20 protein-coding genes and 6 pseudogenes are annotated in these 26,174 nt (G+C 72.1%); 10 read left to right on the top strand and 16 right to left on the bottom strand.

Annotated elements, in window-relative coordinates; all coding sequences use genetic code 11:
* Positions 1-191: 191 nt before the first annotated feature.
* Positions 192-1,478, bottom strand: coding sequence for an MFS transporter (locus tag ABZX40_RS10625; RefSeq protein WP_355734553.1), 1,287 nt, complete (start codon positions 1,476-1,478; stop codon positions 192-194).
* 251 nt (positions 1,479-1,729) lie between these two features.
* Between ABZX40_RS10625 and ABZX40_RS10620 the strand changes: the two genes are divergently transcribed.
* Positions 1,730-2,809 (top strand): helix-turn-helix domain-containing protein, encoded by a 1,080-nt coding sequence (locus ABZX40_RS10620; RefSeq protein ID WP_355734500.1) that lies wholly within the window; start codon positions 1,730-1,732, stop codon positions 2,807-2,809.
* Positions 2,810-2,844: 35 nt separating this feature from the next.
* Here ABZX40_RS10620 and ABZX40_RS10615 read toward each other — a convergent pair.
* The 3 genes and pseudogenes from ABZX40_RS10615 to ABZX40_RS10605 form a co-directional block, all read right to left on the bottom strand.
* Positions 2,845-3,109, bottom strand: a pseudogene (locus ABZX40_RS10615) (IS982 family transposase); the annotation flags it as partial.
* 86 nt (positions 3,110-3,195) lie between these two features.
* Entirely contained in the window at positions 3,196-3,693 is a 498-nt protein-coding gene (locus tag ABZX40_RS10610) for a VOC family protein (protein ID WP_355734497.1), read from the bottom strand.
* A gap of 150 nt (positions 3,694-3,843) precedes the next feature.
* Positions 3,844-4,091 (bottom strand): annotated as a pseudogene (locus ABZX40_RS10605) (zinc-binding dehydrogenase); the annotation flags it as partial.
* Between the two features lie 582 nt (positions 4,092-4,673).
* Here ABZX40_RS10605 and ABZX40_RS10600 point away from each other — a divergent pair.
* Positions 4,674-5,022, top strand: a pseudogene (locus ABZX40_RS10600) (cyclase family protein); the annotation flags it as partial.
* Positions 5,023-5,500: 478 nt separating this feature from the next.
* On the opposite strand, the gene ABZX40_RS10595 reads toward ABZX40_RS10600, so the two are convergent.
* The 4 genes and pseudogenes from ABZX40_RS10595 to ABZX40_RS10580 all read right to left on the bottom strand — a co-directional run.
* Entirely contained in the window at positions 5,501-6,001 is a 501-nt protein-coding gene (locus tag ABZX40_RS10595; RefSeq protein ID WP_355734550.1) for an ATP-binding protein, read from the bottom strand.
* A 479-nt stretch (positions 6,002-6,480) separates the two neighbouring features.
* A pseudogene (locus ABZX40_RS10590) lies at positions 6,481-6,853 on the bottom strand (acyl-CoA dehydrogenase family protein).
* Positions 6,854-7,006: 153 nt separating this feature from the next.
* A complete protein-coding gene (locus ABZX40_RS10585) occupies positions 7,007-7,303 on the bottom strand; it encodes an acyl-CoA dehydrogenase family protein (RefSeq protein ID WP_355734547.1) in 297 nt (98 codons plus the stop codon).
* 81 nt (positions 7,304-7,384) lie between these two features.
* Positions 7,385-7,726: pseudogene (locus ABZX40_RS10580) on the bottom strand (acyl-CoA dehydrogenase); the annotation flags it as partial.
* 48 nt (positions 7,727-7,774) lie between these two features.
* On the opposite strand from ABZX40_RS10580, the pseudogene ABZX40_RS10575 reads away from it, so the two are divergent.
* Positions 7,775-8,272, top strand: a pseudogene (locus ABZX40_RS10575) (AMP-binding protein); the annotation flags it as partial.
* Positions 8,273-8,562: 290 nt separating this feature from the next.
* Here ABZX40_RS10575 and ABZX40_RS10570 read toward each other — a convergent pair.
* Together ABZX40_RS10570 and ABZX40_RS10565 are read right to left on the bottom strand one after the other, a co-directional pair.
* Entirely contained in the window at positions 8,563-9,075 is a 513-nt protein-coding gene (locus ABZX40_RS10570; protein WP_355734494.1) for an EF-hand domain-containing protein, read from the bottom strand.
* Between the two features lie 147 nt (positions 9,076-9,222).
* Complete coding sequence (locus ABZX40_RS10565) at positions 9,223-9,648, bottom strand: STAS domain-containing protein (RefSeq protein WP_355734491.1); 426 nt, start codon at positions 9,646-9,648, stop codon at positions 9,223-9,225.
* 367 nt (positions 9,649-10,015) lie between these two features.
* Here ABZX40_RS10565 and ABZX40_RS10560 point away from each other — a divergent pair, with 367 nt between their 5' ends.
* Together ABZX40_RS10560 and ABZX40_RS10555 are read left to right on the top strand one after the other, a co-directional pair.
* Positions 10,016-10,609, top strand: coding sequence for a sigma-70 family RNA polymerase sigma factor (locus ABZX40_RS10560; protein ID WP_355734489.1), 594 nt, complete (start codon positions 10,016-10,018; stop codon positions 10,607-10,609).
* Between the two features lie 143 nt (positions 10,610-10,752).
* On the top strand, positions 10,753-11,931 hold the full coding sequence (locus ABZX40_RS10555) for a zf-HC2 domain-containing protein (RefSeq protein WP_355734544.1): 1,179 nt from the start codon (positions 10,753-10,755) through the stop codon (positions 11,929-11,931).
* Positions 11,932-12,110: 179 nt separating this feature from the next.
* On the opposite strand, the gene purU is transcribed toward ABZX40_RS10555, so the two are convergent.
* On the bottom strand, positions 12,111-13,013 hold the full coding sequence (purU, locus tag ABZX40_RS10550; protein ID WP_355734487.1) for a formyltetrahydrofolate deformylase: 903 nt from the start codon (positions 13,011-13,013) through the stop codon (positions 12,111-12,113).
* 82 nt (positions 13,014-13,095) lie between these two features.
* Positions 13,096-13,596, bottom strand: a complete 501-nt coding sequence (locus ABZX40_RS10545) for a hypothetical protein (protein WP_355734484.1) — start codon at positions 13,594-13,596, stop codon at positions 13,096-13,098.
* A 435-nt stretch (positions 13,597-14,031) separates the two neighbouring features.
* Here ABZX40_RS10545 and ABZX40_RS10540 point away from each other — a divergent pair, with 435 nt between their 5' ends.
* Entirely contained in the window at positions 14,032-15,171 is a 1,140-nt protein-coding gene (locus ABZX40_RS10540; RefSeq protein WP_355734481.1) for an ABC transporter substrate-binding protein, read from the top strand.
* 65 nt (positions 15,172-15,236) lie between these two features.
* On the opposite strand, the gene ABZX40_RS10535 is transcribed toward ABZX40_RS10540, so the two are convergent.
* Positions 15,237-17,267: a hypothetical protein gene (locus ABZX40_RS10535; RefSeq protein WP_355734478.1), complete on the bottom strand. Its 2,031-nt coding sequence runs from the start codon at positions 17,265-17,267 to the stop codon at positions 15,237-15,239.
* Positions 17,268-17,467: 200 nt separating this feature from the next.
* Positions 17,468-18,853 carry a transcriptional regulator gene (locus ABZX40_RS10530; protein ID WP_355734475.1) on the bottom strand — a complete coding sequence of 462 codons (1,386 nt, stop codon included), beginning with the start codon at positions 18,851-18,853 and terminating at the stop codon, positions 17,468-17,470.
* Between the two features lie 368 nt (positions 18,854-19,221).
* On the opposite strand from ABZX40_RS10530, the gene ABZX40_RS10525 reads away from it, so the two are divergent.
* From ABZX40_RS10525 to ABZX40_RS10515, 3 genes are all read left to right on the top strand, one after another.
* On the top strand, positions 19,222-19,875 hold the full coding sequence (locus tag ABZX40_RS10525) for a bifunctional DNA primase/polymerase (protein WP_355734541.1): 654 nt from the start codon (positions 19,222-19,224) through the stop codon (positions 19,873-19,875).
* Positions 19,876-20,049: 174 nt separating this feature from the next.
* Positions 20,050-20,820 carry an ABC transporter ATP-binding protein gene (locus ABZX40_RS10520; protein ID WP_355734473.1) on the top strand — a complete coding sequence of 257 codons (771 nt, stop codon included), beginning with the start codon at positions 20,050-20,052 and terminating at the stop codon, positions 20,818-20,820.
* Positions 20,817-22,451 carry a transporter gene (locus ABZX40_RS10515; protein WP_355734471.1) on the top strand — a complete coding sequence of 545 codons (1,635 nt, stop codon included), beginning with the start codon at positions 20,817-20,819 and terminating at the stop codon, positions 22,449-22,451. The genes ABZX40_RS10520 and ABZX40_RS10515 overlap by 4 nt, the downstream gene beginning before the upstream one ends.
* 450 nt (positions 22,452-22,901) lie before the next feature.
* On the opposite strand, the gene ABZX40_RS10510 is transcribed toward ABZX40_RS10515, so the two are convergent.
* Complete coding sequence (locus ABZX40_RS10510; RefSeq protein WP_355734468.1) at positions 22,902-23,777, bottom strand: alpha/beta hydrolase; 876 nt, start codon at positions 23,775-23,777, stop codon at positions 22,902-22,904.
* Between the two features lie 677 nt (positions 23,778-24,454).
* Positions 24,455-25,147 (bottom strand): metal-dependent transcriptional regulator, encoded by a 693-nt coding sequence (locus ABZX40_RS10505; protein ID WP_020130217.1) that lies wholly within the window; start codon positions 25,145-25,147, stop codon positions 24,455-24,457.
* A gap of 248 nt (positions 25,148-25,395) precedes the next feature.
* Here ABZX40_RS10505 and ABZX40_RS10500 point away from each other — a divergent pair, with 248 nt between their 5' ends.
* Complete coding sequence (locus ABZX40_RS10500) at positions 25,396-26,151, top strand: SIS domain-containing protein (protein ID WP_355734465.1); 756 nt, start codon at positions 25,396-25,398, stop codon at positions 26,149-26,151.
* Positions 26,152-26,174: the final 23 nt, after the last annotated feature.

Here is a 26,174-nt window from a genome sequence, read left to right as displayed (position 1 = left end):
GACGGAGGAACTCCCACTCCTCATCAGACAGCTCATGACGACGTATCACCCGACCATGATCCACCACGCAAGATCAATTGAAGACACGCCCTAGGCCCTCGTGGGCCCCACTGGGCCCGATACCGGCGCCTGTGCCTGTGCCTGTACGCCTCTCAAGGCGCCCGGTTCTCAAAGCACTCGGTACCGGCCCGTCAGGCCACGGCCACGGCCACCTCCGCCACACCCCGCCGCCGGATGACCAGCACCATGAGCGCCGCCGCCGCGCACAGCGCGCCCGACGCGTACCAGACCATGTCGTAGGAGCCGAAGACATCGCGGGCGACGCCCCCCAGGAAGGCGATGAGCGCGGCGCCCACCTGGTGGGAGGCCAGGACCCAGCCGAAGACGATGGCGCTGTCCTCGCCATAGTGCTCACGGCACAGCGCCAGGGTGGGCGGCACGGTGGCGACCCAGTCGAGGCCGTAGAAGACGATGAAGAAGATCATCGGCGGGTGGACGCTCGGGGCGAGCAGCATGGGCAGGAAGAGCAGCGAGACACCGCGCAGGGCGTAGTAGACCGCGAGCAGTCGACGGGCCTCGAAGCGGTCGGTGAACCAGCCGGAGGCGATCGTTCCGATGACGTCGAAGACCCCGATGACGGCGAGCAGCGAGGCCGCCGCCGTGATGGGCATGCCGTGGTCGTGGGCGGCGGGCACGAAGTGGGTCTGGATCAGGCCGTTGGTGGACGCCCCGCAGATCGCGAAGGAACCGGCCAGCAGCCAGAACGGGCCGGTCCTCGCGGCCGAGACGAGCACGGTGACCGCCCGCCGGGCCGCCCCGGGCACCGGCGGCGGCTTGGGCACGAACTCCCGCGCCCCGTACGGCTTCAGGCCCACGTCGGCCGGGTGGTCGCGCAGCAGCAGCCAGACGAAGGGCACGACGGCGAGCGCGGCGAGGGCGACGGTGACCGCCGCCGGGCGCCAGTTGTGGCGCTCGACGATCCAGGACAGGACCGGCAGGAAGATCAGCTGCCCGGACGCGGAGGCGGCGGTGAGGATGCCGGTGACCAGACCGCGCCGGGTGGTGAACCAGCGGTTGGTGACGGTCGCCGCGAAGGCCAGTGCCATGGAGCCGCTGCCGAGGCCGACCAGCAGCCCCCAGCAGAGCAGCAACTGCCACGCCGACTCCATCCACACGGTGAGCCCGGAGCCGAGCGAGATGACCACCAGGGCCACCGCGACGACCCGGCGGATGCCGAACCGGTCCATCAGCGCGGCGGCGAAGGGCGCGGTGAGGCCGTAGAGAGCCAGGTTGATGGAGACGGCCGCGCTGATCGTGCCGCGCGACCAGCCGTACTCCTGGTGCAGCGGATCGATCAGCAGCCCCGGCAGGGAACGGAAGGCGGCGGCGCCGATGATCGTCACAAAGGTGACAGCGGCGACGAACCAGGCACGATGGACCCGCCGCCGACGCCGATCGTAACCGGGGTCCTCCGACACGCCGGGGCCCTTCCCGCAACCGGGGCCCTTCCCATAACCGGGGGCCTTCCCATAACCGGGGCCCTCCAAGGAGCCGGCGTCCTGCGCCAAGCCGGGGCGCTTCACCGAACCGCTTTCCTCCGCCGAGCCGGGTTCCTCCGCGCCGGGACCGGGGGCCGTGGCGTCGCTTGTCTGGGTCACGTCACCCAGCATCCAGTCACCGATCACCTCGCTCCACTGGCCCGAAGGACAGCATTCGCTAGGATCGGGCCATGCCGACCGGCCGTACGCCCCCCTCCGCGCACCCACCCCCACCCCCGCCACCGCCCCCGTCCCCCTCCCCGGACCTGTACGGGCCCCCTGGCACCCCCTCCCGCCCGCACCGGATCGTCGTCCTGGCGCTGGATGGACTGCTCCCCTTCGAGCTGGGCATCCCGCACCGGATCTTCGGGCGCCCGCGCGACCCGCTGGGCCGCCCGCTGTACGAGGTCGTCACCTGCTCGGTCCGGCCCCCGGGCCCCGTCCGGACGGACGCCGATTTCGCCATCGAGGTGCCCCACGGCCCCCAGGCCCTGGCCACCGCCGACACGGTGATCGTCCCGGCGTCGTACGAACTAGGGCCGGTCTACGACCACGGCCAGCTGACCCCCGAACTCAGCGCCGCCCTGGGCCTGATCCGCCCCGGCACCCGTCTCGCGTCCATCTGCACCGGCGTCTATGTGCTCGCCGCCGCGGGCCGCCTGGACGGCCGCCCGGCCACCACGCACTGGTCCGACGCCGACCGCTTCCAGCGGATGTTCCCGGCGGTGCGGGTGGACGCCGATGTGCTGTTCATCGACGACGGGGACGTGCTGACCTCGGCGGGCGTGGCGGCCGGGATCGATCTGTGTCTGCACATGGTGCGCCGCGACCACGGCACGGCCGTCGCCAACGACGTCGCCCGCCGGACCGTCGTGCCGCCGCACCGCCACGGCGGGCAGGCGCAGTACATCGAGCGCCCGGTGCCCGATCCGCAGCAGTCGTCCACGACGGCGGCCCGCGCGTGGGCGCTGGGCCGCCTCCATGAGCCGCTCCAGCTCCGGGACATGGCGGCCCAGGAGTCCATGTCGGTACGGACCTTCACCCGCCGCTTCCGCGAGGAGGTCGGTGTCAGCCCCGGCCAGTGGCTCACCCAGCAGCGCGTCGAACGCGCCCGCCACCTCCTGGAGTCCACCGACCTCTCCGTGGACCAGGTGTCCCGGGACGCCGGTTTCGGCACCGCCCAGTCCATGCGCCAGCACCTCCAGACGGCGCTCGGGGTGACCCCGACGGCCTACCGCCGGACGTTCCGGGCGACTACGGGGGCCCTGTAGAGCCCCGTTCGGCCGCACCTCCCCCCCTCCTCCCCGACGATTGGCATCCCGGTCGGCATACAGACCAGGTACAAACGCAGGCGCCAGAAGAACCACGAGTGGGAGGCGCAGTAGCCGTATCCGGCCCAACCGGCCACCTCAGACCGCTTCACCGTCGGCCGCGAACGAACGACCGCACTCCACGGGGGTGGAGTCCACGATCCAGTGTTTGTCGAACCAGAAGTCCGTGTCCGCCGCCGACACCCGTATCGCCTTCTTGACCATCGGCAATGCGGCCCGCAGTCGCTTGTTGTACCCGGATGTCGTACCCGGACGGCTACGGCGAATACGGGAACATCGAAGCCAGGTGGGAACGATCCTGGAGACCCTCTTCTCGCTCCCGAATGTCAGCCGAGGCCGGATTCTCGGGCGGGGAAGAAGTCGGCGCTCTGGACGTACTCCATGGCCTTGGCGAACTCCGCGTCGCTGAGGCGGCGTTCCATCTCCTGCGGGCTCAGATCCTCCACATGGGTCTGGATCCAGTACAGGTTGCCCAGCGGATCACGTACCCGTCCCACCCGGTCCCCGAAGAAGAGGTGGGTGACCTCGGTGACCGAGATGCCGCCGGCCGCAACGGCCTGACGGTGCACGGCATGGGCGTCCTCGACGTAAAGACGGAGGAAGCCGGGGGTCGGTGGCCACTCCGGCCGCGCGTCGAACATCATCACCACTGAGTCGCCGATCCGTACCTCCGCATGCTCGATGGCCCCGTCCTTGCCCGCAAGGCAAGCGAGTTCCTCTGCGCCGAAGGCCCGCTTCATGTAGTCGATGAGCCGCACCGTGTCGGGCGAGATGATCCACGGCGTCACCGTGCTGTAGCCCTGGGGAACCGGCTTGACGGACATCTGACTGCCTCCTGGGGTACGAGTGCCTCAACGCCGTGATGACGCTAGACGCCCTCTAGGTCACTGACTGTCCTAAAGGCACCCAATGGATAGGGCCCTCGCGGCACGGGTCAGCCAGCCAGACATAGGACTTGATCGTCCAGAGCGCCACACGCCCACCAGGACGGCCTGTCCGTGCCGGTCCAGCAGCTCAATCGCCTCCCGGATCGGCCCGGTGCCCCCGACGCACTCGAAGGCGTGGTCCACGCCGGTCGGCAGCAGCCCCCGTACGCCCTCGGTCGAGGTCAGGAAGTCCGTGCCGCCGCCTCGTTGGCCGGGTTGGTGTCGACGGCGACGATCCATAGGACGACGGCGATCCGGGCGCCCTGGATGACATTGAGTCCGATCCCTCCGGTCCCGCCGGTCCCGACGCCGCCAGCGCGCGGGGCCCGGCTCCCGGAACCGGAGCCCGCTCGCCCAAGCCCGGCTCTCCGAACCCGGCACCCCGCGCGCGTGCGCCCCGCCCCCTCATGCGTTGGGCCGCGCACCCTCCCGGACCGCCCGCCCGTGCCAACTCCTCCAGCCGCTCCAGCACCGGCATCGGATTCGTGCCGACCGTCCCCGGCAGCAGATCGGCGTTGCGGACCAGCGAGATGCCCCCCGCCCTTGGCGGCGCTGTGGTCGGCCTGCTCGCTCACACAGGATCCCAGCGACGCACACCGCCCCGTCCAGCCGCCCGAACGCCGACACGGCGGTGGCCCGACGACCCTTACGCCGCCCGCCATGATGGAGAGGTCGTCGGCGACGGCGACGGCCTAGCCCGCCAAGAAGCTCCCCACGTCCGGCCCCCACCCGCAATATCTGACGATCTATCAGCTTTTATGACTCGCCGGATGTGCGGAGACAAGCCCCAGGGAGGCATGGATGTCACCGCCGGACGTGTTCCACGAGATCGCCAAGCGCGTGAACAATTAGGGGCGCTGGGAGCAGACGACGAGATCGGCGCGCTGAACCTGATGGCCGGGGACCGGCACGCCTACGGTTCTCCGTCGCCGGGGCTGCCGATCCGCACCCCGAAGTGGTTCCACGCCCGGGGCGGGCGTGGCGGCGGTCGCCAATGACACGCTGACCTTCGAGATCATCCCGCCGGAGATCGGGGATCTGCCGCTGCCCGCGCACGCCCTGCATCTGGTCGAGATGGGGAAGATGCTCCAGGGACAGAACTGGAATCCGGAGGGGTTGTCCACAGCCTGTGGACAACCTGGGCGCTGCGAGTTGCCTCTGCCCGCGATGCCCGATCCTTTCACCGGCGCGACGGGAACTCCGGTGGCACCGGCGGCCGTTCTCTGATCATCCGGCCGTGGTCGGCCCGGATCCGCAGCTTGACCCGAGAACAGAGAGCCATAGCCATGGCCACAGGCATAGCCACAGCCCTGGCGATTGCCATGGCCGCAGCCGCCGCCAGCCCGGCCGTGGCAGCGGCCCACGCAAAGGCCGGACGGTGACGCGCACCCCCCTGCCGACCGCACCCGGGCGGGAAGGACCCGACCCTGCCCGAGCGCGGCATCACGCGCCGCCGTCCGGCTTCCGGCGCTCCCGCCCCGGCCCCTCGAAGCCCTGAGGGAACCGGCGCCGAATTGACGACCCACACTCGCCGAGGGCTCCCGTCACCGGAACCCCCGCCGTCCCCTCACGGCGAATCGCTGTCCACAAGCGTGATCAAACGGACACGGGACGTCAACACCCGATCGTTGGTTTATTACTTGCGCCCGTTTCGCGGCGGGCGCGCAAGGAAGCACACCGGGGCGCACAGCCCCCGGCCGGGGCGCTATACCGCCTCGTAGGCCAGCCCTTCCAGTCCGTCGAAGCCCTCGAACCCGTCGAGGCCCTCGCAGCCCTCGTAACCCACCCCGCCCCCGCAGGCGAGCCTGGCCTCGGCCCGTTCACAGCGGTCGAGTTCGCACCACACGCGTTTGCCGCCGCCGTCGCGGCTCCAGCCCCAGCGATCGGCGAGCCCGTCCACCAGGGCGAGTCCCCGCCCGCCCGTCTCCTCGCCGTTCGCGAGCCGGGGCAGGGGCACCCGGGGGCTGCTGTCGGCCACCTCCAGCCGGACCGGGGCCTCGTCCGCCGCCTCGCACGGCAGGGACAGCCTCAGCACAGCCGTACAGCCGGTGTGCACCACGGCGTTGGTGACCAGTTCGGAGACCAGCAGGACCAGGGTCTCCGCGAGCGGTTCGTCGGCCCCTATCCCCGAGCCGGCGAGCCTCGACCGGGCCCACCTCCGGGCTCGCCCCACCTCCGCGGGGTCGGGCCGGACCTCCAACTGCACTTGAAGCACCTGCACCGCTCACACCATCCGAACCGGCGGACACAAAGGCTCACGCCTCATGAGGGCCACGATCGTAGCCATTTTCTGCATGCGCAGAACAACGACCTGAGCAAGGTTCACGGAACGTGAATCCGTTACGGGACAGCTTGATTGACGCTCCGTCGCCCCAACAAGCGCTTCGGACATATTCCAGCGTGAAGGAGTACCCGTGCGCCATACTGTGCGACCCGCCCCGGCGGGGGGCGGTACGGCGGGGGCGCGGAGCCCTTCCGCCCCGCGAGCAGCGGCGCGCACGGCCCAGTCCCGGGACGCCCCAGGAATCCCACCGGTATGGCTCGTGCTCGGAACCACTCGCATCCCACACAAGGTACCCGAGCCGACCGACCGTTCCGGCCGTTGCGCGCCCCGCGCAGGACACAACCCGATATCAACGCTCCGTGACACCGGGATGCCACGATCCGCGACATCACGGCGCGGGCTCAACTCACCGGCGCCACCGGATCCGCCACCGGATCCGCCGCAAGCAGCTCCGCGGCGCGGTCCCCGCCACCCGCGCGGTGCCTCCGCACCCAGGGCCGTTTCAGATGCGGATGCACCTCCGACTCCCAGGTGAAGCCCGTACCGCCGTGCACCTGGAGACAGCCGCGTGCGCCGCGCAGGGCCGCCCGATCGACCGTCAGCCGGGCCGCCGCGATGTCCACCGGGGCGGCGGTCACGGCCGGCCGCCGCGTAGACCGCCACGCGGGCCATCTCGCCGCGCACCAGCAGGTCCGCGCACAGATGCTGGACCGCCTGAAGGACCCCTATCAGCCGCCCGAACTGCTCACGCACCCGGGCGTGTTCCACGGCCATCGCACAGGTCCGCCCGGCACTGCCGTGCTGCTCGGCGGCGGTGAGCAGCAGGGCGACGGGGTCGAGCGCCGGGCCCGCACCACGCCGGGCACCTCCCCCTCACCCGGCACCTCTCCCGCTCCCTCCCCCAACCCCACCCCCGATGCAACGGCATCAGCGGATCGACCGACGGCACCGGCACAGCGGCGGAAGCACCTCCGCCCCGGTCGCCAGCCGGGTCGCGATCAGAGGGCCGGGGAGCAGAGCCCGCCACTCCTCCTCGAAGGCCAACACGGCGCCCTGGAGCCCGAGTCCAACACCGTCGTCCGCCTCCGGCAGCCGCAGGGCGAAGAAGCCCGCCGCGCTCGGCCCCCGCCACAGTTCCCGGTCCAGCCGCCCCGAGGCCACGGCCACCCGAAGGGCCTCCCGTCCGAACCGCCGCTCCAGGAGCCCCCATACACCGTCCCGCACCGCGCGTTGGTCATCGGTCAGCCGACATCTCCCGCCCGCGCCACCCTCCGTCTCCGCGGCCCCCGCAACCGACCCGCCGCACCCCTTCGGTAGCCCCAGGAACCGTCCCACCACGATGTTTGCGCTGGATCTGGGACGTGCCCGCAGCGATCGTGTACGACAGGGACGACAGCCGGTCCAGGGTCCAAGGTCCAGGGCCGGTCCAGGTCGAGGACGTCCGCCGCCATCTCGTACAGCTCCCGGCACCCCGCGCGGGGACGCCTCCGCCTCGTTGACGTTCCACTGGGTGAGCCGCCACAGCGCGCGGAACTCGGCGTTGAGTGCGCCGAGCCGCCGCCGCAGCCCCAGGTCGCCCCAGCGGCCGTTGCGACGGGCCTCCCGGGCGAGTTCGCCCAGCACCCGGCGGCAGGCGACGACCTCGCCGGCCGACAACACCCCACCCGTGCTGGACGCCTCCGCACTCTCCGGGACCTGCTCACCGGCCGTGCCGCCCGCACTCCCGACCGCCCCGCCCTCCTCCAAGAGGACCGCGTCCTGACCTTCGGCAGATTGCGCGAGCGCGTGGAGCGGGTGGCCGCCGGGCTGTACGGGAGGGGCGTCCGGCCCGGCTCGGTCGTCGCCTGGCAACTGCCCACCCGGATCGAGACCGCCGTGCTCTCCTTCGCGCTGGCCCGCCTGGGAGCAGCCGTCCAAGCACCGGTGATCCCGTTCACCGGGACCGCGAGATCGGCTTCGCGCCGCGCGCCTCCGGGGCGGAGTTCTTCGCCGTACCGGGCACCTGGCGCGGCTTCGACCACACCGCGGTGGCCCGCACCCTCGGCGTCCGGGGCGTACGACGACCTGCCCGACGACGACCCCGCCGTACTGCCCCCGCCACCCGCCGACGGCACCGCCGTACGCTGGATCTACTGGATCTACTGGACCTCGGGCACCACCTCCGCCCCCAAGTGCGCCCTGCACACCGAGCGGCTAGAGCGGCTGGAGGTGGTGGACGCGCCATGCGGGGAGACCCTGCGCAAGGTGCTCAAGTACCGGCTGCGCGAGCGATATGGGGCGGGGGAGCCGCCGAGCACGAGGCGGGGGCTTGCACCCGTTGCGGGGCAGGGCCTCCCATCCGGCACGGAGCAGGGCTTCCCGCCCGGCACGGGGCGGGGGCTCCCACCCGATACAGAGCAGGCGCTCCCACCCGGCACGGAGCAGAGACCCCCCACCCGGCACCCCGGCGAAGCCCCCACCCGGCACCCCGGCGGAGCCCCCCCCTACTCCGGGACGGTGAAGTAGCGGGCAAACGCCTGGACGATCTCCTCCTCGCCGACCCGGCCGTCCCCGTCCGTGTCCAGCGCGGCGGCAGCCGCACGGCAGAGGTCGTCCTTGACGCCCAGGATGCGCAGCACCCGCACGGTGTCGGCGACCGTGGCGGAGCCGTCACTGTCGGCGTCGGCGACCGCGAGGGCCGCGTGCAGGAAGGGGCGGGCGATCTCGGCGAACCGGTCGGGGTTGTCGCGCAGCCGCTTGACGGCGCTGCTGACGAACTCCTCGCGGCTGATGCGCTGATCGCCGTCCCGGTCCGCTATACCCGCCATACCCTGCCAGAACGCCTCCGCCCCGACATACAGAGCCTGGCCCTTGTCGGAGCGGGCCGCCGTGGTGAACTCGGCGAGCAGCGCCTTGGCCGCCCCGCTGAAGTCCTCCCGGTCGATATAGCCATTGCCGTCCTGGTCGAAGGTGGCGAATCGGGCCGCGATCCTGCGCTCGTACTCGCTGCTGACCATGTCTCTTCGGGCCGCCTTACGTCACGTGGGGTGCATCCGTGCTGGAGCGTACGACGTCCCGGGGGCTCGCGGAGCGGGAAAACGACGGTTGGGCCAAGACCGGGGAAAATTTGGGACAACGGCGTGGCCGGGCCGGGGTCGGCGCGGTCAGGCCGACAGCGTGCGGGGCGTCCCGGTCCCGGTGCTGTCGGCGCCGGGGAGGTCACCCTGGGTGACGGCGGTCTTGACATCGGGCTGGACATCGAAGAGGCGGCGCACCCCGAGGGCGTTGATCACCCGGTTCACATGCGCCCCGCCGGGACCGGCGTCCATCCCGTCGGCGGGCAGGATCAGCCGCAGCCGCCCCTGACAGGAGCGCATCAGCCGCCGGGTGGCGATCAGTACGCCGACCCCGCTGGAGTCGCAGAAGATCACGTCGGAGAGGTCGACCACCACCTGGCGCCGCCCCTCGGCGACAGCCTCGTGCACCTGCTGCCGCAGCAGCGGTGAGGACACCAGATCCAGCTCGCCCGACACCCGGAGCACGGTCCAGTCGCCGTGCTCATCGCCGGTCACGTTGAACGCCACCACCATGCCTCTCGCTCGCCGGAACCCCCGGACCGCCAGGCAACCGGAAGCCGTTCCTACGCTTCCCTGCCGGACGGCTGCCCAGCCGCCGTTCCCTGAAACACTTCCGCGAAAACGATAAGCAGTCGATTAAGGCTTGTTTCAGTCGACTTCGATCCTGTTCGATCGTATGGATACCGCGTCTGATCATTCGGGCGGTGGGTAGGCGAGACAGAAGCCGTGAGGTGTACCAAAGGTCGCCGGACACCCTTGGCCTGTCGGGGGCGTGCGTTGCCACAAGGGGGCGTGCGTTGTCAGACGTGCCGACTACATTCGAGAGCAAGGCAGGCGCACTCTGATCACGGTACGGACACCGGCACGGGGAGGGGGCCGCATGGCGCAGAAGGGCACACCACTGCGCTGGGACCGCAAGATGCAGCAACGGCTGGCACGCGGTGAGGCCGCCGCCCTCGGCGAGCTGTACGACCGCTTCGCCTCCCTGGTGCACGGCCTGGCCCACCGCGTCCTGGACGACGAGCGCGCGGCCGACTCCCTCACCCGCGAGGTCTTCGCCCACGTCTGGGAGCACCCCGAGACCTACGACCCCCGGCAGGGCCCGCTGCGCACCTGGGTGGCCACGCTCACCCACCGCCTCGCCGTCCAGCGGCTGCGCGCCACCGTGGCGGCGGCCCTCGCCGACGGCGACGATGACGGCGGCACGGGGCAGGCCGAGGAACTGGAGCGTACGGTGCGCAGCGCCTCGGTCACGGCCCGCGCCGACTACATCGTGCAGTCGATGCCCGCACCCCTGCGGGCCGCCCTGGAGCTGGCCTATTTCCAGCGCCGCGACTACCGCCAGACCGCGACCGACCTCGGGGTCACCGAGGACGAGGCCCGGCGCCGGCTGCGCCTCGGCCTCCAGCTCCTCGCCACCGCCCACGACACCGGGACCCCGGGCACCCCGCCCGGGTACGGAGGTGCGGCGTGAGCGCGTACGACGAACGCGGCGGCCCGGACGACAGGGAGCACCGGGAGCACGGGGAGGACCGGGACGGTGACGCGTTCTCTTCGGGGGACGGCGGCGCCCGGCCCGGCTCCCCCGCGCCCCGCATACCGCTGCCGCGCGCCTCGGTGGAGGACGGCGGCGGGTCCCTGCCGGAGCTGCCCGGCGCCGGAGCGGCCGGTCCGCCGCCCGTACTGGGGCACCGGGTGCTGAAGTCGCTGCTCGGCGCCTGGGCGCTGGCCGCCTGCTCGGCGGAGGAGGCCGCCGCCGTCGAGGAGCACCTCGGCACCTGCGGGACCTGCGCCGACGAGGCACTGCGGCTGCGGGACGCCGTCGGGCTGCTGCATCCGCCGGAGACCCTCGACCTGGACCCGGCGCTGCGCACCCGCGTCCTCGACCACTGCCTGGCCCGTCGCCCGCCGCGCATCCCCATCCCGGTCTGGGCGAAGCCGTACGACGCCGAGGCCGCTCGGCTGGACGCACTGCTCCAGGACTTCGGCGACGCGGAGTGGCACGCGCCGGTACGGCTGCGGTGGTTCGACGGGGTGGAACCGGCCACCCGCCGGACGACGGTCGCCGGTGTCATCGCCCATCTGATGGCCGTCGACGGTCTGATCGCCATGTCGCTCGGTCTGAAGGACCCGCTGGGCGGCGCGGCGCCGGACGGCGTCACCGGCCCGGCGGACCGTACGGAGGCGTACTGGAAGGCGTCGCACTTCCCGCCGACCCGGTCGGTACGCGGACCCTGGCGGGACCAGGTGCACGGCATCGTGCGGACGGTGGCGTTCACCGGCGGCGGCGCGGGCAAGCTCGCGGTGTCGTACGGGGACTTCGCGCTGCCGCTGCACGACGCGATGACGGACCGGGCGTTCGAATGCTGGGTGCACGCGGAGGACATCGCGGACGCGGTCGACTACCCCTACGACCCGCCCGCGCCACGCCATCTGCACGACATGATCGACCTCGCGGCGCGCATGCTGCCGACCGCTCTGGCCGCGCGGCGGCAGGCGGGGCTGTCGGGGCCGGGGGAGGCGGCGCGGCATCTGGTCGCGGCGGGGGCGCCGGGGCGCAGTGTGCGGCTGGAGATCGAGGGGTCGGGGGGCGGGGAGTGGCTGGTGCCGCTGGACTCACCGGCGGCGGTGGGCTCCGCGGCGCACGAGGTGGCCCATGTCGCGCTGGACGGGGTCGAGTTCTGTCATCTGGCGGCGGGACGGATGGAGCCAGAGGAGGCGGTGGCGGGCCAGGTGGGCGACCGCGCGGCGATCAAGGAACTCCTCTTCGCCACGGCGAGCCTGAGCCGGCTGTAGGGGGTTGAGGGCGGGGGGCGGGGATACGGGCGTGACGCGCATCCGCGCGAGCGGGGTGCCTCCCCCGGAGAGGCCCAGCGCCCACCCTCCCCCACCTGCCCGCAGGCATCCGGGCCCGTAGACATCGGGCCCGTAGACATCCGGGACCGCAGGCATCCGGGCCCGCAAGCACCCGCCGCCTACGCGAACACCACAGTCCGACGCCCGTTCAGAAGGATCCGGCGTTCCGCGTGCCACTTCACGGCCCGCGCCAGCGCCTGGCACTCCACATCCCGCCCCACCGCCACCAGCTGATCCGGGGTGACCCCGTGCCCCACCCGCTCGACCTCCTGCTCGATGATCGGCCCCTCGTCGAGGTCGGCGGTGACATAGTGCGCCGTCGCCCCGATCAGCTTCACACCCCGCGCATGGGCCTGGTGATACGGCTTCGCGCCCTTGAAGCTCGGCAGGAAGGAGTGGTGGATGTTGATGATCCGTCCGTTGAGCTGCTTGCACAGATCGTCCGACAGCACCTGCATGTAGCGCGCCAGCACCACCAGCTCCACGCCCTCCTCGCGGACGATCTCCAGCAGCCGCGCCTCCGCCTCCGCCTTGGTGTCCCGGGTGACCGGAATGTGGTGGAAGGGAACGTCGTAGGAGCCCACGAGTTCGGCGAAGTCGGTGTGGTTGGAGACCACCGCGGCGATCTCCACCGGCAGGGCCCCGATCCGCGCCCGGAACAGCAGATCGTTCAGGCAGTGCCCGAATCTGCTGACCATCAGGACGACCCGCATCTTCTCGTCGGCCCGGTTGATCTGCCAGTCCATCTGGAAGGAGTCCCCGATCGCCGCGAAGCTCGCCCGCAGCTTGTCCACCGTCACCGGCGGCTCCGCCGAGAAGTGCACCCGCATGAAGAACAGCCCCGTGTCATGATCACCGAACTGCTGGCTGTCCTCGATGTTGCAGCCGGTCATGAACAGATAGCTCGACACGGCGTGCACGATGCCCTGCTTGTCCGGGCAGGAGAGCGTGAGGACGTACTGATCGGCACGGGAGGCGGGGGAGGCAGGTACCGCGCCCCGGCTGGAGGGCTGCTCGTTCATGCAGCACAGGGTCCCATATCCGGGCCCCGGAACCCCTGCCCGCGCCCCTACCCGTGCCGCCGCCCCTGCCGCCGGACGGCGGTCACGCCGAGCGCGTCATGATCCGCAGCACTTCCAGGGTCCGCGGCGGCGCGTCCGGGTCGTCCCCGTCGCTCACGGCCAGCCGAACATGCGCGTCGCGCGCCGCGCGGACCGCCTCCGGCCAGGCGGAGTGGTCGACGTAGGAGGAGACGGGCGCGTCGGGGCCGACCTGGTGCATGATCCGCAGGACCCGCAGCACGGCGGTGTCGACGAGCGCCGCCTCCTGCGAGTCGCGGAATATCGTGCCGACGTATTTCTCGGCGGACCAGCTGTCCAGCCAGGTGTCCTCGACCAGGCGGTACACGGCGTCGGTGACGTCCCCGTACCCCTCGGTGCCGGCCAGCCAGACATCGCGCTGGAACACCGGGTCGGAGAGCATGTGCAGCGCCGAGCGCACATTGCTGCGCCAGCGCCACCACGGCATGTCATTGAGCGGCATGCCGCCCATGGTGGAGGAGCGACGGCCACGACGGGAAGTGTTCTCCGAACCTTGCACGGTCACCGATCGTACGTTCCTCGTCCACGACCCTGTACCGACCCCCGCAATTCACCTGCGCGTCACCAGGTATTGACCAAGGGTCACGCTCTGGTTAGTGATGTGGCGGAATCGTGCGGAACCATGACCGGCAGGCGCCTCCCCCGAAGCACTTTCCCCCCCGCCTCACCCGCCGCACCTTCCCCATGTCCGGCGACCGGGTCCCTGACCAGCCCGGCGAGCGGACCCACGACCGGACCCGAGACCGGGCCAGGGACCGGACCCGAGACCGGGCCAGGGACGAAACCGGCGACGACCGGGGCCTCGCCCCGCCCGACGGCCCGGTCCCCGCGACCGGGTCTGCGCGCGGCGGCGGCCCTGATCGCCTGTGCCTCGCTCACCGTCGGCTGCGGAGCGATCCCCGGCCTCGGCGGCGACGGCGAATCCACCGACATCACCGTGATGACCTGGGCCCCGGAGGAAACCGACGCGACCAACAAACCCGGCATGCCGGCCTTCGCCAGCGCCTACGCCCGCTGGATCAACGCCCACGGCGGCCTCGACGGCCGCAAGCTGCGCGTACTGACCTGCAACGACGAGAACAGCGGCGTCGGCGCCGCCAAGTGCGCCCGGCGCGCGGTCAAGGAGCAGGCGGTCGCCGTCATCGGCTCCTACAGCCAGCACGCCGACTCCTTCTTCCCCATCCTGGAGGGCTCCGGGATCCCCTACATAGGCGGCTACGGCACCACCAGCGACGAGTTCACCTCCCCGTTGTCCTACCCGGTCAACGGCGGCCAGCCGGTCCTGCTGGCCGGGCTCGGCAACGAACTGGCCAAGGAGTGCGACGCGACCGTCCTGGTCCGCCCGGACACCATCGCCGGCGATGAGCTGCCGACCCTGCTCAACGCGGGCCTGATCGCCGGGGAGAGCACGGACGCCACCGATGTCCGCGCCCCCGAGGACGCCACCGCCTACAACAACGCCGCCCACCAGGCGCTCCAGCAGGCCACCTCCGACGAGACCACCCGGGGCTGTGTGGTCCCCGCGCTCGGCGACCGCACCAGCACCTTCATGGACTCCTTCCGCCGGGTCCGCGAGGAGTACCCGGGCGTGGCCACCGGCACCGTCCTCGGCAGCGTCGACCAGACCGTCATAGACGCCTCCGGTGGCAGTTCCGGCCCCTATGAGGGGTCGTATGTGACCAGCTGGTACCCCGGGGCCACCGACAAGCGCTGGGACCCGATGAAGAAGGTGATCAGCGAGCAGGCGTTCACCGACACCCGGATCGACACCGGCGACGCCGGGGTGCAGACCACCTGGATCGCCTACACCGTGTTCAAGGCGGTCGTCGACCGGATCGGCGGCAGCGAGGTCAGCGCCGACACCGTGCGCCGCGCCCTGGACTCCGGGATGAAGATCGACACCGGTGGGCTGACGCCGGTGCTGCGCTGGCAGTTCTCCGACAAGCTGGGCTCGGTCGGCTTCCCGCGCCTGGTCAACGCCAACGCCACCCTCCAGGTGGTGCGCGACGGCCAGCTCGTCTCCGCCCGCGAGGGCTTCATCGACGTGACGGAGACCCTCTCCAACGCCGACACCGTCTGAACCCGACCCGGGCCGGAACGGACCCCGGAGCCGGAACGGATCCCGGCCCTGACCCCGGCCCCGCCTCACAGCTGGGTCGGGGTCCGCTCGGTCAGCCCGTAGCGCTTGGCGATGGCGTTCCACAACGCCGCCGCCTTCTCCTTCTCGGCGGTGGCGGTGCCGCTGGCCCGGTTCCCGGCCTGGGTCTGGCCGGTGGACTTGGCCTCGGCTCCCTTGCGGCAGGACTTCTTGTCCGCGGCGACCTGGTCGGCCCAGGAGGCGTAGTGGTTGTCGGCGGACGCGGACGCCTGCCACGCCTTGGTGAGCGCGGTGGTCAGCGCCGCGTTGTCGGGCAGTTGGTCGACGGAGATCCCGGACAGCTGGGTGACCAGCCCGGTGCGCTGGGTCGCCGCGTCCCGCAGATCCTTGGCCGCCTGACCCAGGTCCTTGCACGCCTTCACATCCGCGACGGCGTTGATCACCGCCGTCCGGCTGGCGCCGCTGTCGGCGAGCAGCTTGTCCAGCTCCACGGCCTGCGCCTCGGCCGGATCCGCGGACGGCGACGGCGACGCCGACTCCTCCTCGCTCGCGGGCGCGGTCGCCGACACGGTCTTCGGCGCGTTGTCGCTCCCGCTCCCGCCGCCGCCCATCAACGCGCCCGCGCCGACCCCGATGACGGCGATCAGCACGCCGACCGCCGCGAACAACGGCACCTTCGACCGGGTACCGGCGCCACCGCCGCCCCGGCGTCCGCCGCCGCCGCTGTCGTCCCGCCCGCCGGCTCTCCGGCGGCCACCGGATCCGTCGTACGGTCCGGCGGGCGACGGGTGCCCGGGGCGGCCGGGGGGCGGGGCGTGCAGGTCGACGCGCGGGAGCTGCTGGGTGGAGGCCGCGGGGCTGTCGCCGGGCTCCTGCCGGAAGAGTCCGGCGAACTCGGCGGGCGGCCCGGCGGCGGGGACCCTACCGCCCGCGCCCGCGCCGGGGACCGGCGGGATGAACTGGGTGGCCTCGGAGTCAGGGCCCCCGCCCTGCGGCTGCCCCGGCGACTGCCGGGGACCGGTGCCCAGGAACGCCGTGGTCTCGGCGGCCCGCGCCACGGGCGCCCCGCCCGCCGGAACCTCGGGCGGCAGCGCGCCCGGCCCGACCGGCGGCAGATACCGCGTCGCCGCGGAGTCCCCGGCGGGGGCGGGGGGAACCGGCGGAATGAACTGCGTCGCCGCCGAGTCCCCGGTCGGCGCGGCCGGACCCGGGGGAACCGGCGGGATGAACTGCGTGGCCCCCTCGTCGCCGCCCGGCATCGCGCCGGGGGCTCCGCCCCGCACCGGCGGCAGGTACTGCGTCGCCCGGTCCTGCGCGGGCGGCAGCGCGCCCCCGTGCGACGACGGGGCCATCGGCAGCCCATGACCACCGCCGGGCTGCGGCTGGGGCAGGTGAGGGCTCTGGGGAGCGTGGGGCGGCTGAGCACCGTAGCCGGGACCGGCGGGACTGCTGGGACCGGCGGGACCGGCGGGACTGCTGGGGTCACCCGGGCCGCCGGGGCCGGCGTACGCCGGCCCACCGGCACCGGCGGGACCACCGGGGCTGGCGTAACCCGGTCCACCGGGACCGGCGGGGCCTGCGTAACCCGGTCCACCGGAGCCACCGGGGTAACCCGGACCACCGGGACCACCGGGACCACCAGGGCCGGCGTAATCAGCCCCACCCGGACCCCCGTACCCCAACCCAGGAGAAGGCGTCCCGTAAGTCGGCGGAGCCGCGCCGTAGCCCTGCCCGCCGCCGTACGTCTGCTGCGCGCCCTCCGGCGGCAGGGGGCCGGGGTGCGGCGGAGCCGGGGTGGTGGGGTTGCCCCAGGGTTCGCCCTGGGCGGCGGGCGGGTTCTGCCAGGGCTGGTCGGCCGGTGGGACGCCCGGCCGGTCCGGGCCCCACGGCTGGTCCCAGGACTGGGCGCCCGGAGGCGCCGACGGGGGTATCGCGCCGCCACCGGGCGGTACCGGCGCGGGACCGCCCGGCTGGTGCAGCGTGCCCGGCAGCAGGGGCTCACCGCCGTCGGAGGGCAGCACGATGCCTTCGCGCGCGGGCCGCGCCGAGGGCTCCTCGCCCTGTCCACTCTGCGTCACCGGGACTCCTACGAATGGGGGACCTTCGGGATCGTCGGCTCACGCTACCGGGTCCTCCGAGCCCGGTGCCACGCAGCACAGGGCGCGACCTCGTGCCCTGTGACCGGCGTTACGCGACCGGCCCGCCGTATGCCGCTGACGTCACCTCCCGCTCGTCCGGCCGGTGTTACCCATGCGTTCACCCGGCACGCCGGGAGCGTTCACGCCGCCTGCTGGAGATCCAGCCGCGCCCCGAACTCCCGGACCACCGGCTCGTCCCGGTACGGCTCCAGCCGCTGCTGGAAGTCCTCCAGATATTCGGCGCCCCGGTTGGAGCGCAGCGAACCGAGCAGTTCCACGGCCTTCATCCCCGTGGTGCACGCCTCCTCGATCTCGCGTTTCTGCACCTGGGCGGTGGCCAGCAGCACATAGCCGATGGCCCGCCTGCGCGCCCGGCCGACGGGGTGCCGGTCCAGGGACTCCTGGGCGCAGCGGGCCGCCGCGTCGGCCTGGCCGAGGTCGCGGTGGCAGTGCGCCAACTCGTCGGCGAGATACGCCTCGTCGAAGTGCGCGATCCACACCGGGTCGTCCCCGGACTCCGGTTCGACCCGGTCCAGGGCGCTGACCGCCCGGCCGGCGGCGTTCTGCGCGGAGCGCGCGTCGCCGAGCAGCGCGTGCCCGCGCGCCTCCGCGGCGTGGAACATCGCCTCCGCGCGCGGGGTGACCTGTCCGCGCGCCCCTTCCTGCGCGGCACGCGCCAACTGGGAGATCTCGCGCGGGTTTCCGAGCTGGGCGGCGAGATGGCTCATGGACGCGGCCAGCACATATCCGCCGTAGCCGCGGTCGCCCGCGGCCTGGGCGAGCCGCAGCGCCTGGATGTAGTAGCGCTGGGCGAGGCCGGGCTGGCCGGTGTCGACGGCCATGTACCCGGCGAGTTCGGTCAACCGGGCGACCGCGGCGAACAGTTCCCGGCCGACCGCCTCCCGGTAGGAGCCGGCCAGCAGTCCGGAGACCACGCTGTTGAGGTAGTGCACGACGACCGGGCGCACATGCCCGCTCCCGTACTGGTGGTCGAGATCGACGAGGGCCTGGGTCATGGCCCGTACGGCGGCGACGTCGGACTGGCCCACGCGGGGGCCCGCGGAACGGGCGACCTGGGTGTCCGGTGTGGAGATCAGCCAGTCCCGGCTGGGTTCGACCAGCGCGGAGGCGGCGACGGACGAACCGGACAGGAAGTCCCGGCGCCCCACATCACTGCGCCACAGCTCGCAGACCTGCTCGATGGCTCCCAGTACTGTCGGCGAGAACTGGAGTCCGACCCCCGAGGCGAGGTTCTTGCCGTTGGCCATGCCGATCTCGTCGATCGTGACCGTACGGCCGAGCTTGCGGCCGAGTGCCTCGGCGATGATCGCCGGGGCGCGTCCCCGCGGTTGCTGTCCGCGCAGCCAGCGGGCCACGGACGTCTTGTCGTAGCGCAGATCGAGTCCGTGCTCGGCCCCGCACATGTTGACCCGGCGGGCGAGCCCTGCGTTCGAGCAGCCCGCTTCCTGGATGAGCGCTTGCAGCCGTTCATTGGGCTGCCGCGCGACGAGTGGCCTAGCGGCCATGGGCCTACCCCCTGCTTTCTGGCGACAACGGTGCTTGCCCTCGCACCTGGTTGACGTGACTTTCTGACCGGTTCTCTTCGCATCCAGCCCGTCTCGCGCCGGTCTCTCGTCCGTCTGTCCACGGGAAGATGCCGAAAATTTCCGGCTGTGAAGATCAGTGCCCAGTGGACATACCGCTAATGCGAGGCATGCGAGGATTGCAGCAGTAAAAGCGGATGACGCCCCCATCACTGGCTACCCAGCCCCTCCTGCGGATCCTCTCGCGCGCCCCCACCTGTGCACCCATGCGCCCCAGACGCAGGAGCGATGCCCCTCCCCGGCGCGCGAAACGGCCGTAACTCGCGATTAGCCTGGTAGTTGTGTTGAGCGTGGAAGAGACGATCGCGGGCACCGAAGCCGCCCAAATCCCGCAGCAGCGCGGGGAATCCCTGCTGGAGACAGCCGTACGGTATGCCGAGGAGCGCCATTGGGATGTGTTCCCCGGCACCTGGCTGGAAGCAGTTGACGGGATGCAGCGCTGCTCGTGCGCCGACCCGGCATGCGATGCGCCCGGTGCGCACCCCGCGCGCCCCGACTGGGCGACCCAGGCGACCGGCAGCGCGACCGTCGCCCGGCGGATGTGGCAGAAACAGCCCACCGCATCGATCCTGCTGCCGACCGGGCGGACCTTCGACGCGATCTCCGTCCCGGAGACGGCCGGGTTCCTGGCGCTGGCGCGGATGGAGCGGATGGAGCTGACGCTCGGGCCGGTGACGCTGACGCCGGACCGGCGGATGCGGTTCTTCGTCCTCCCCGGCGGCTCGGTGAAGATCCCCGATCTGGTGCGCAAGCTGGGCTGGCTGCCGTCGTCGCTGGATCTGATCGCGCTGGGCGAGGGCGGGTATGTGGCGGCTCCGCCGACGCGGTTCGGGTCGCGGGGGGCCGTGCAGTGGGCCTGCCGGCCGACTCCGGCGAATCGGTGGCTGCCGGATGCGGAGGAGTTGATCTCGGCGCTGGCGTATGCGTGCGGGAGGGATCGGTAGCGGGGCGCGCACTGCGGGTGCGTGGGTGATCGTCTGAGGCGGCTGTCCCTTTTGGGGGTGGTCGCCTCTCGTTTGCGTGGATTGTGGGCGGTTTGCGGCTTTCCCGCCGTCGGGGCTGGTCGCGCAGTTCCTCGCGCGCCTAGCAGGTCGGATACGTGCACGTAGGGTGCATCCATGACCTCTGCTGTACGTATTGTCGGTCTTTGGAAGCGGTTCGGGGACCAGGTGGCCGTTGGGGGGATCGATCTCGATCTGCCTGCGGGGAAGTTCATCGGGCTGGTGGGGCCGAACGGGGCCGGGAAGACCACCACGCTGTCGATGGTGACCGGGCTGCTCCGGCCCGATCAGGGATCCGTCGAGATCGTCGGGCACGACGTCTGGCGGGACCCGGTGGAGGTCAAGGCCCGGATCGGGGTGCTGCCCGAGGGGCTGCGACTGTTCGAGCGGCTGTCGGGGCGGGAACTGCTCGCCTACACCGGGCGGCTGCGCGGACTGCCCGGCGACGAGGTCGACAAGCGGGCCACGCAGTTGCTGGACGTGCTCGATCTCGCCGGGGCGCAGCACAAGCTCGTCGTGGACTACTCGACCGGGATGCGCAAGAAGATCGGACTCGCCTCCGCGCTGCTGCACAACCCCGAGGTGCTGTTCCTGGACGAGCCGTTCGAGGGCGTCGACCCGGTGTCGGCCCAGATCATCCGGGGCGTCCTGGAGCGCTACACCGCCTCCGGCGCCACCGTCGTGTTCTCCTCGCATGTGATGGAGCTGGTGGAGTCGCTGTGCGACTGGGTCGCGGTGATGGCGGCCGGGCGGATCCGGGCGCGCGGGCCGCTGGCCGAGGTGCGCGGGGACGCCCCGACGCTTCAGCAGGCGTTCCTGGAACTGGTCGGCGCGGGTGCCCGCGACACCGGGTCCGAGCTGGACTGGCTGGGCGGCGGCGCCCGATGACCGCGGAGACGACTCCGGCCGCCACAGCGACCTCCCTCCCGGCCTCCGCGCTGACCTCCACCTTCGTCCGGCTGAAGCTGTCGTTGTTGCGCAATGGGCTGCGGCAGTCCGGTGGGCGGCGGTTCGCGTTCATCTCGTCGGCGGTGGTGGTGCTGCTGTTCGCCGCGCTCCAGTTGCTGGGGTTGATCGCGCTGCGCGGGAACGCACACGCCGATGCCGTGGTCGTGCTGCTGACGGCCGTGCTGGGGCTGGGGTGGGCGGTGATGCCGCTGTTCTTCCCCAGCGGTGACGAGACCCTCGACCCGACCCGGCTGGTGATGCTGCCGCTGCGGGCCCGGCCGCTGGTGCGGGCGCTGCTGGTGGCGTCGCTGGTGGGGATCGGGCCGGTGTTCACGCTGCTGCTGTTCATCGGCTCGGTGATCGCGGTGGCCCATGGCCCGGCGGCGTATGCGGTCGCGGTGGTCGCGATCGGGCTGGGGCTGCTGGTGTGCGTGGCGCTGGCGCGGGCCGTCGCCGCCGCGAACATCCGGCTGCTGACCAGCCGTAAGGGCCGTGATCTGGCGGTGCTGAGCGGGCTGGTGATCGCGGTCGGGGCGCAGTTCGTCAACTTCGGGGTGCAGCGGCTGGGCAGTTCCGGGCTGGGCCAGCTCGACCCGGCGGCGGAGGTGCTGCGCTGGATCCCGCCGGCGTCGGCGGTGGGCGCGGTGGACGCGACGAGCCGGGGGGCGTACGGCACGGCCGCGGTGCAGCTCGCGCTGAGTGCGGCGGCGGTGGGGGTGCTGGTGGCGGTCTGGGCGCGGCATCTGAACCGGCTGATGACCTCGCCGGACGGCTCCACGCTCCGGGCGGCGAGCGAGAAGTCTGTACGGGAGCGGTCGGGGGGCGGGGCCGGGCGGCTGCTGCCGGGCGGGCGCACCGGGACGGTGATGGAGCGCAGCCTGCGGTATGTCTGGCGGGATCCGAAGACGAAGGCGGCCTGGGTGACCTCGCTGGCGATCGGGCTGATCGTGCCGGTGTTCAACGCGTTGCAGGGCACCGGGTCGATCTACTTCGCGTGCTTCGCCGCGGGGATGCTCGGGATCCAGATGTACAACCAGTTCGGGCAGGACACGTCCGCGTTCTGGATCGTGGCGATGACGATCTCGTCGCGGCGGGACGCGTATGTGGAGCTGCGGGCGCGGGCGCTGGCGCTGCTGGTGATCACGCTGCCGTACACCGTGCTCGTGACGGTGCTGACGACGGCGATGCTGGACGACTGGGGGCGGCTGCCGGAGGTGCTGGGGCTGTCGTGCGCGCTGCTGGGGGCGATGCTGGCGACCGGCGCGTGGAGCTCCGCTCGGTACCCGTACTCGATTCCTCAGGAGGGGTACAAGAACGTTGCTCCGGGGCAGAGTGGGCTGGCGTTCATGTCGATCTTCGGGGGGATGGTGGCGGCGGCGCTGTTGTGTGCGCCGGTGATCGTGCTGGCGGTGGTGGTGCGGGTGAGTGCGGGTGCGGAGGGGTTCGCGTGGGTGTTGTTGCCGGTGGGTGTGGCGTATGGGGTGGGGGTGGGGTGGCTGGGGTTGCGGATGGCTGCGCCTCGGGTGGCGCGGTGTCTGCCGGAGATTTTGACGGCGGTTAGTAAGGGGTAGAGGGGGGCGTTGGGGGGTGGGGTGGGGGTGGGGGTGCGGGTTTTCTGCCGGGTGCGGGTGGGGGGTGGTTGCTCGCGCAGTTCCCCGCGCCCCTCGGGGGCGGAGGGTGGGGGTGCGGGAGGTTTGCCGGGTGCGGGTGGGGGGTGGCTGGGCGCGCAGTTCCCCGCGCCCCTCGGGGGCGGAGGGTCGGGGTGCGGGAGGTTTGCCGGGTGCGGGTCGCATGTGGTTGGGCGCGCAGTTCCCCGCGCCCCTTAGGGGGTGGGGGTGCGGGATCTCTGGCAAGTGCGGGTTGGATGGGGTTGGGCGTGTTGTTGCTCGCGTCCCTGACAAGCGGGGGGGGTGCGCCCCAGGGGCTTAGGGGCGCGGGGAACTGCGCGAGCGGGCAGCGTGCTGGCGGAGCCGCCCGGTGGGAGTGGCCCGGCAGATGGGTGGGCGGGCGGTGCCGGGAGGCTACCCCACTCGGTCCAGGAACGGCTCTATCGCGGAGCGCCACGCGCCCGGCTGGTCGTAGTGGACCAGGTGCCCGGCGTCCGGGACCTCCGCGTACTCCCCGTGCGGCAGGACACGGACCATTTCCTGGGCCTCGGCCCGTCCCAGTTCGCCGTCCAGACCCCGGACGACCAGCGCGGGGCAGCGGACGGAGGACAGATCGTCCCAGTGGGCGTCGTAGACCCAGGTCTCGCGGGTCTTCAGCATCTGCTCCGGTTCGAAGACCGGGCGCCAGCCGTCCGCGGACTCCTGCATGACCTCGGCGTAGAACTCCCCGCGTGCGGCGCTCGGCCGCTCCACCCAGGGGTCGTCCTCGCCGAACCACTTCCGTACGTCCGCGAGCGTCGCGAACGGCAGGGGCCAGGAGCGGAACCAGTCGGCCCACTCCCGCTGCGACGCGGCGCCCAGCGCGGACGCCCGCATGTCGCAGATGATCAGCCCGCGCACCAGATCCGGCCGTTTCGCGGCCAGCTGCCATCCGGTGAGCGCCCCCATCGCATGGCCGACGAGCACGACCGGCGCGAGCCCGAGCTGCTCCAGCGCCGCCTCGGCGTCCTCCACATACGCCTCACGGGTGAACGCGGCCCCCGGCGGCTTCGCGCTCTGCCCATGGCCCCGCTGGTCGAGCGCGACCGCGCGATGCCGCTCGGAGAGCCAGCGGGCGGTCGAGGACCAGTGCGAGGCCCTGCCCATCAGGCCATGGAGCAACAGCACCCCCGGCGCACCCGCGCCGTCCTCGATGCCGGCGCGGCCCCGGCCCGGCTTCTGCGGATCGCCGAACTCCCAGGCCGCCAGCCGTACCCCACCCGTTCCGGTTACGTCGATGCGCCGCGCCATTGCTCCTGGTACCCCCCAAGCTCCGCTCGGCCCGCCCGCCCGCTCCGCCGGATCTTTCGGAGGGGCGCGGTCCTGTCCACCGCGTCCTGCCTGCCGTAGTACCGCTCTCCTGTTTCGGGCCGATGTCCGTCACCGTGTCAGGGGCGATCGCGCTTCCCCCCGCGCACATTATCGAATGCACGTTCGAAAGTGGCGGTTGCGCGGGCAACACCCCTCGTATGAGTGACCCCCCGCCAGGAATGATCGCCGCGGCCCCGGGGAGACCTTTTGCGGGAGGCGGACCGCTCGGGGAAACCGGTCCGTGGGGAACGACCCTGAGAGCTCGGGGCTCCGGGTCGACACCGGGGAGGACAGGCCCCGGCGCCACACGGCGCCGGGGCCTCTGTGTGTCCGCGGCACATCCGCCCACCCCCTGCCGGTCATATGCCTCACGCGACAGCGTGACACGGGATCCGCCACCGCGCTGCTGTTCGGCACAGCCGGATCAGGATTTGACGCAACGATGAAGGTGTGCGGTCAACTGCCCTCCGGAGGTGCGGAGTTGGCACTCCGGGCGGGGCCCCGCGCTGGTCCCGGCGACCCTGGTCCCAGCGACTCTGGTCCCAGCGACTCTGGTCTCAGCGACTCTGGTCCCAGCGACTCTGGTTTCAGAGACCCTGGTCCCGGCGACCCTGGTCTCAGCGCTTGGCCACGAAGACATGCGACGCGACGTCGGACTCCAGCTCCGCCGCCTCGCCGCCGCTGCCGACCAGCACCCCGCCCGCGGACTCCGTGACACTCACCACCGAGCCGGGCTGCACTCCGGCGCGGCGCAGGGTGTACATCAGCTGGGCGTCCGTCTGGATGGGCTCGCCGATGCGGCGGACCACGACCGTCTTGCCCTCCAGGCCCGGGTCGAGGTCGGCCAGCGAGACCATGCCCTCGTCCAGGAACGGGTCGGCGCCGTCCTTCTCGCCCAGCTCCTCCAGACCCGGGATCGGGTTGCCGTACGGCGATTCGGTGGGGTGGCGGAGCAGCTCCAGCACGCGGCGCTCCACCGCCTCGCTCATCACATGCTCCCAGCGGCACGCCTCCGCGTGCACCTGCTCCCACTCCAGCCCGATCACATCGACGAGCAGGCACTCGGCGAGGCGGTGCTTGCGCATCACCCGGGTGGCGAGGCGGCGGCCCTCGTCGGTCAGCTCCAGATGGCGGTCGCTGGCCACGGACACCAGGCCGTCGCGCTCCATCCGCGCCACGGTCTGGCTGACCGTCGGGCCGCTCTGGTCGAGCCGCTCGGCGATCCGGGCGCGCATGGGGACCACACCTTCCTCTTCCAGTTCGAGGATGGTGCGGAGATACATCTCCGTCGTATCGATCAGTCCGGACATACGTGCCCCTCGGTGAGATCTGCCGGAGGCTCGACGGCTCTCCGGAGCGTGCGCTGGCCCTGGACCCAATTCTGACGCATACCACTGACAAGCGTGCCGGGCCGGAGGAACGGGGCCGTACCGGGGACCCCGCGACCGCCACCACCGTACGCGCACCGGGCCACTCGCCGTATTGACAGCGCGTTGGTCCAGACCGCACGGTGATCCGCGACACCGGGTCAGGCACTGCGAGGGCGAAGGGGCTCTGCATGAGCGACGGCAAGCTGGCCGACCAGTATTTCGACGCGGCGATCGACCTGCTGCGACGGGTCCGGGACGAGGACGCGGAGGCGGTCACGGCCGCCGGGACGCTCATCGCCGACACCGTCGCCGAGGGCGGGCGGCTGTTCGCGTTCGGCGCCGGTCACTCCTCGCTCGCGGCGCAGGACATCGTCTATCGGGCGGGCGGGCTGGCCCTGATGAATCTGCTGACCGTACCGGGCGTGGTCGGGGTCGATGTGATGCCCGCCACACTCGGTTCGGCGCTGGAGCGGGTCGACGGGCTGGCCGCCGCCGTACTGGACTCCTCGCCGCTGCGGTCCGGCGACGTACTGATCATCATCTCGCTGTCCGGGCGCAACGCGCTGCCCGTCGAGATGGCGACGAACGCCCGCGCGCTGGGGGTGCGGGTGATCGGGGTGACCTCGGTGGCGTACGCCGGGGAGACCTCGTCCCGGCATGTCTCCGGGACGTATCTCAAGGACCACTGCGACATCGTGCTCGACTCGAAGATCCCGGTCGGGGACGCCGAGCTGACCCTGGAGAGCGTCCCGGCGCCGTTCGCGCCCGCGTCCACCGTGGTCACCTCGGCCCTGCTCCAGGCGGTCATGGCCACCGCCGCCGGATCCCTCGCCGACCGCGGCATCGAGCCACCGATGCTCCGCTCCGGCAACGTGGACGGCGGCCACGAGTGGAACGGCCGGGTCATGCGGGAGTACGGGGACCGGATCTTCTACCGGCACTGAGCGGTCGCCGCGCCCGGCCGACC

Origin of the sequence: Streptomyces sp. NPDC004610 (assembly GCF_040609715.1) — a bacterium.
GTDB lineage: Bacteria > Actinomycetota > Actinomycetes > Streptomycetales > Streptomycetaceae > Streptomyces.
The sequence above is the reverse complement of the archived record's forward strand: the minus strand, read 5'-3'. Positions and strand labels throughout refer to the sequence as shown.

What these genes read in the sequence shown, in the direction of transcription:
- ABZX40_RS10620 (WP_355734500.1), top strand. Translation starts at nt 1,730, where the DNA reads ATGCCGACCGGCCGTACGCCCCCCTCCGCGCACCCACCCCCACCCCCG.
- ABZX40_RS10570 (WP_355734494.1), bottom strand. Translation starts at nt 9,075, where the DNA reads ATGGTCAGCAGCGAGTACGAGCGCAGGATCGCGGCCCGATTCGCCACC.
- purU (WP_355734487.1), bottom strand. Translation starts at nt 13,013, where the DNA reads ATGAACGAGCAGCCCTCCAGCCGGGGCGCGGTACCTGCCTCCCCCGCC.
- ABZX40_RS10500 (WP_355734465.1), top strand. Translation starts at nt 25,396, where the DNA reads ATGAGCGACGGCAAGCTGGCCGACCAGTATTTCGACGCGGCGATCGAC.
- ABZX40_RS10510 (WP_355734468.1), bottom strand. Translation starts at nt 23,777, where the DNA reads ATGGCGCGGCGCATCGACGTAACCGGAACGGGTGGGGTACGGCTGGCG.
- ABZX40_RS10530 (WP_355734475.1), bottom strand. Translation starts at nt 18,853, where the DNA reads ATGGCCGCTAGGCCACTCGTCGCGCGGCAGCCCAATGAACGGCTGCAA.
- ABZX40_RS10540 (WP_355734481.1), top strand. Translation starts at nt 14,032, where the DNA reads ATGACCTGGGCCCCGGAGGAAACCGACGCGACCAACAAACCCGGCATG.
- ABZX40_RS10515 (WP_355734471.1), top strand. Translation starts at nt 20,817, where the DNA reads ATGACCGCGGAGACGACTCCGGCCGCCACAGCGACCTCCCTCCCGGCC.
- ABZX40_RS10520 (WP_355734473.1), top strand. Translation starts at nt 20,050, where the DNA reads ATGACCTCTGCTGTACGTATTGTCGGTCTTTGGAAGCGGTTCGGGGAC.
- ABZX40_RS10560 (WP_355734489.1), top strand. Translation starts at nt 10,016, where the DNA reads ATGGCGCAGAAGGGCACACCACTGCGCTGGGACCGCAAGATGCAGCAA.
- ABZX40_RS10610 (WP_355734497.1), bottom strand. Translation starts at nt 3,693, where the DNA reads ATGTCCGTCAAGCCGGTTCCCCAGGGCTACAGCACGGTGACGCCGTGG.
- ABZX40_RS10565 (WP_355734491.1), bottom strand. Translation starts at nt 9,648, where the DNA reads ATGGTGGTGGCGTTCAACGTGACCGGCGATGAGCACGGCGACTGGACC.
- ABZX40_RS10505 (WP_020130217.1), bottom strand. Translation starts at nt 25,147, where the DNA reads ATGTCCGGACTGATCGATACGACGGAGATGTATCTCCGCACCATCCTC.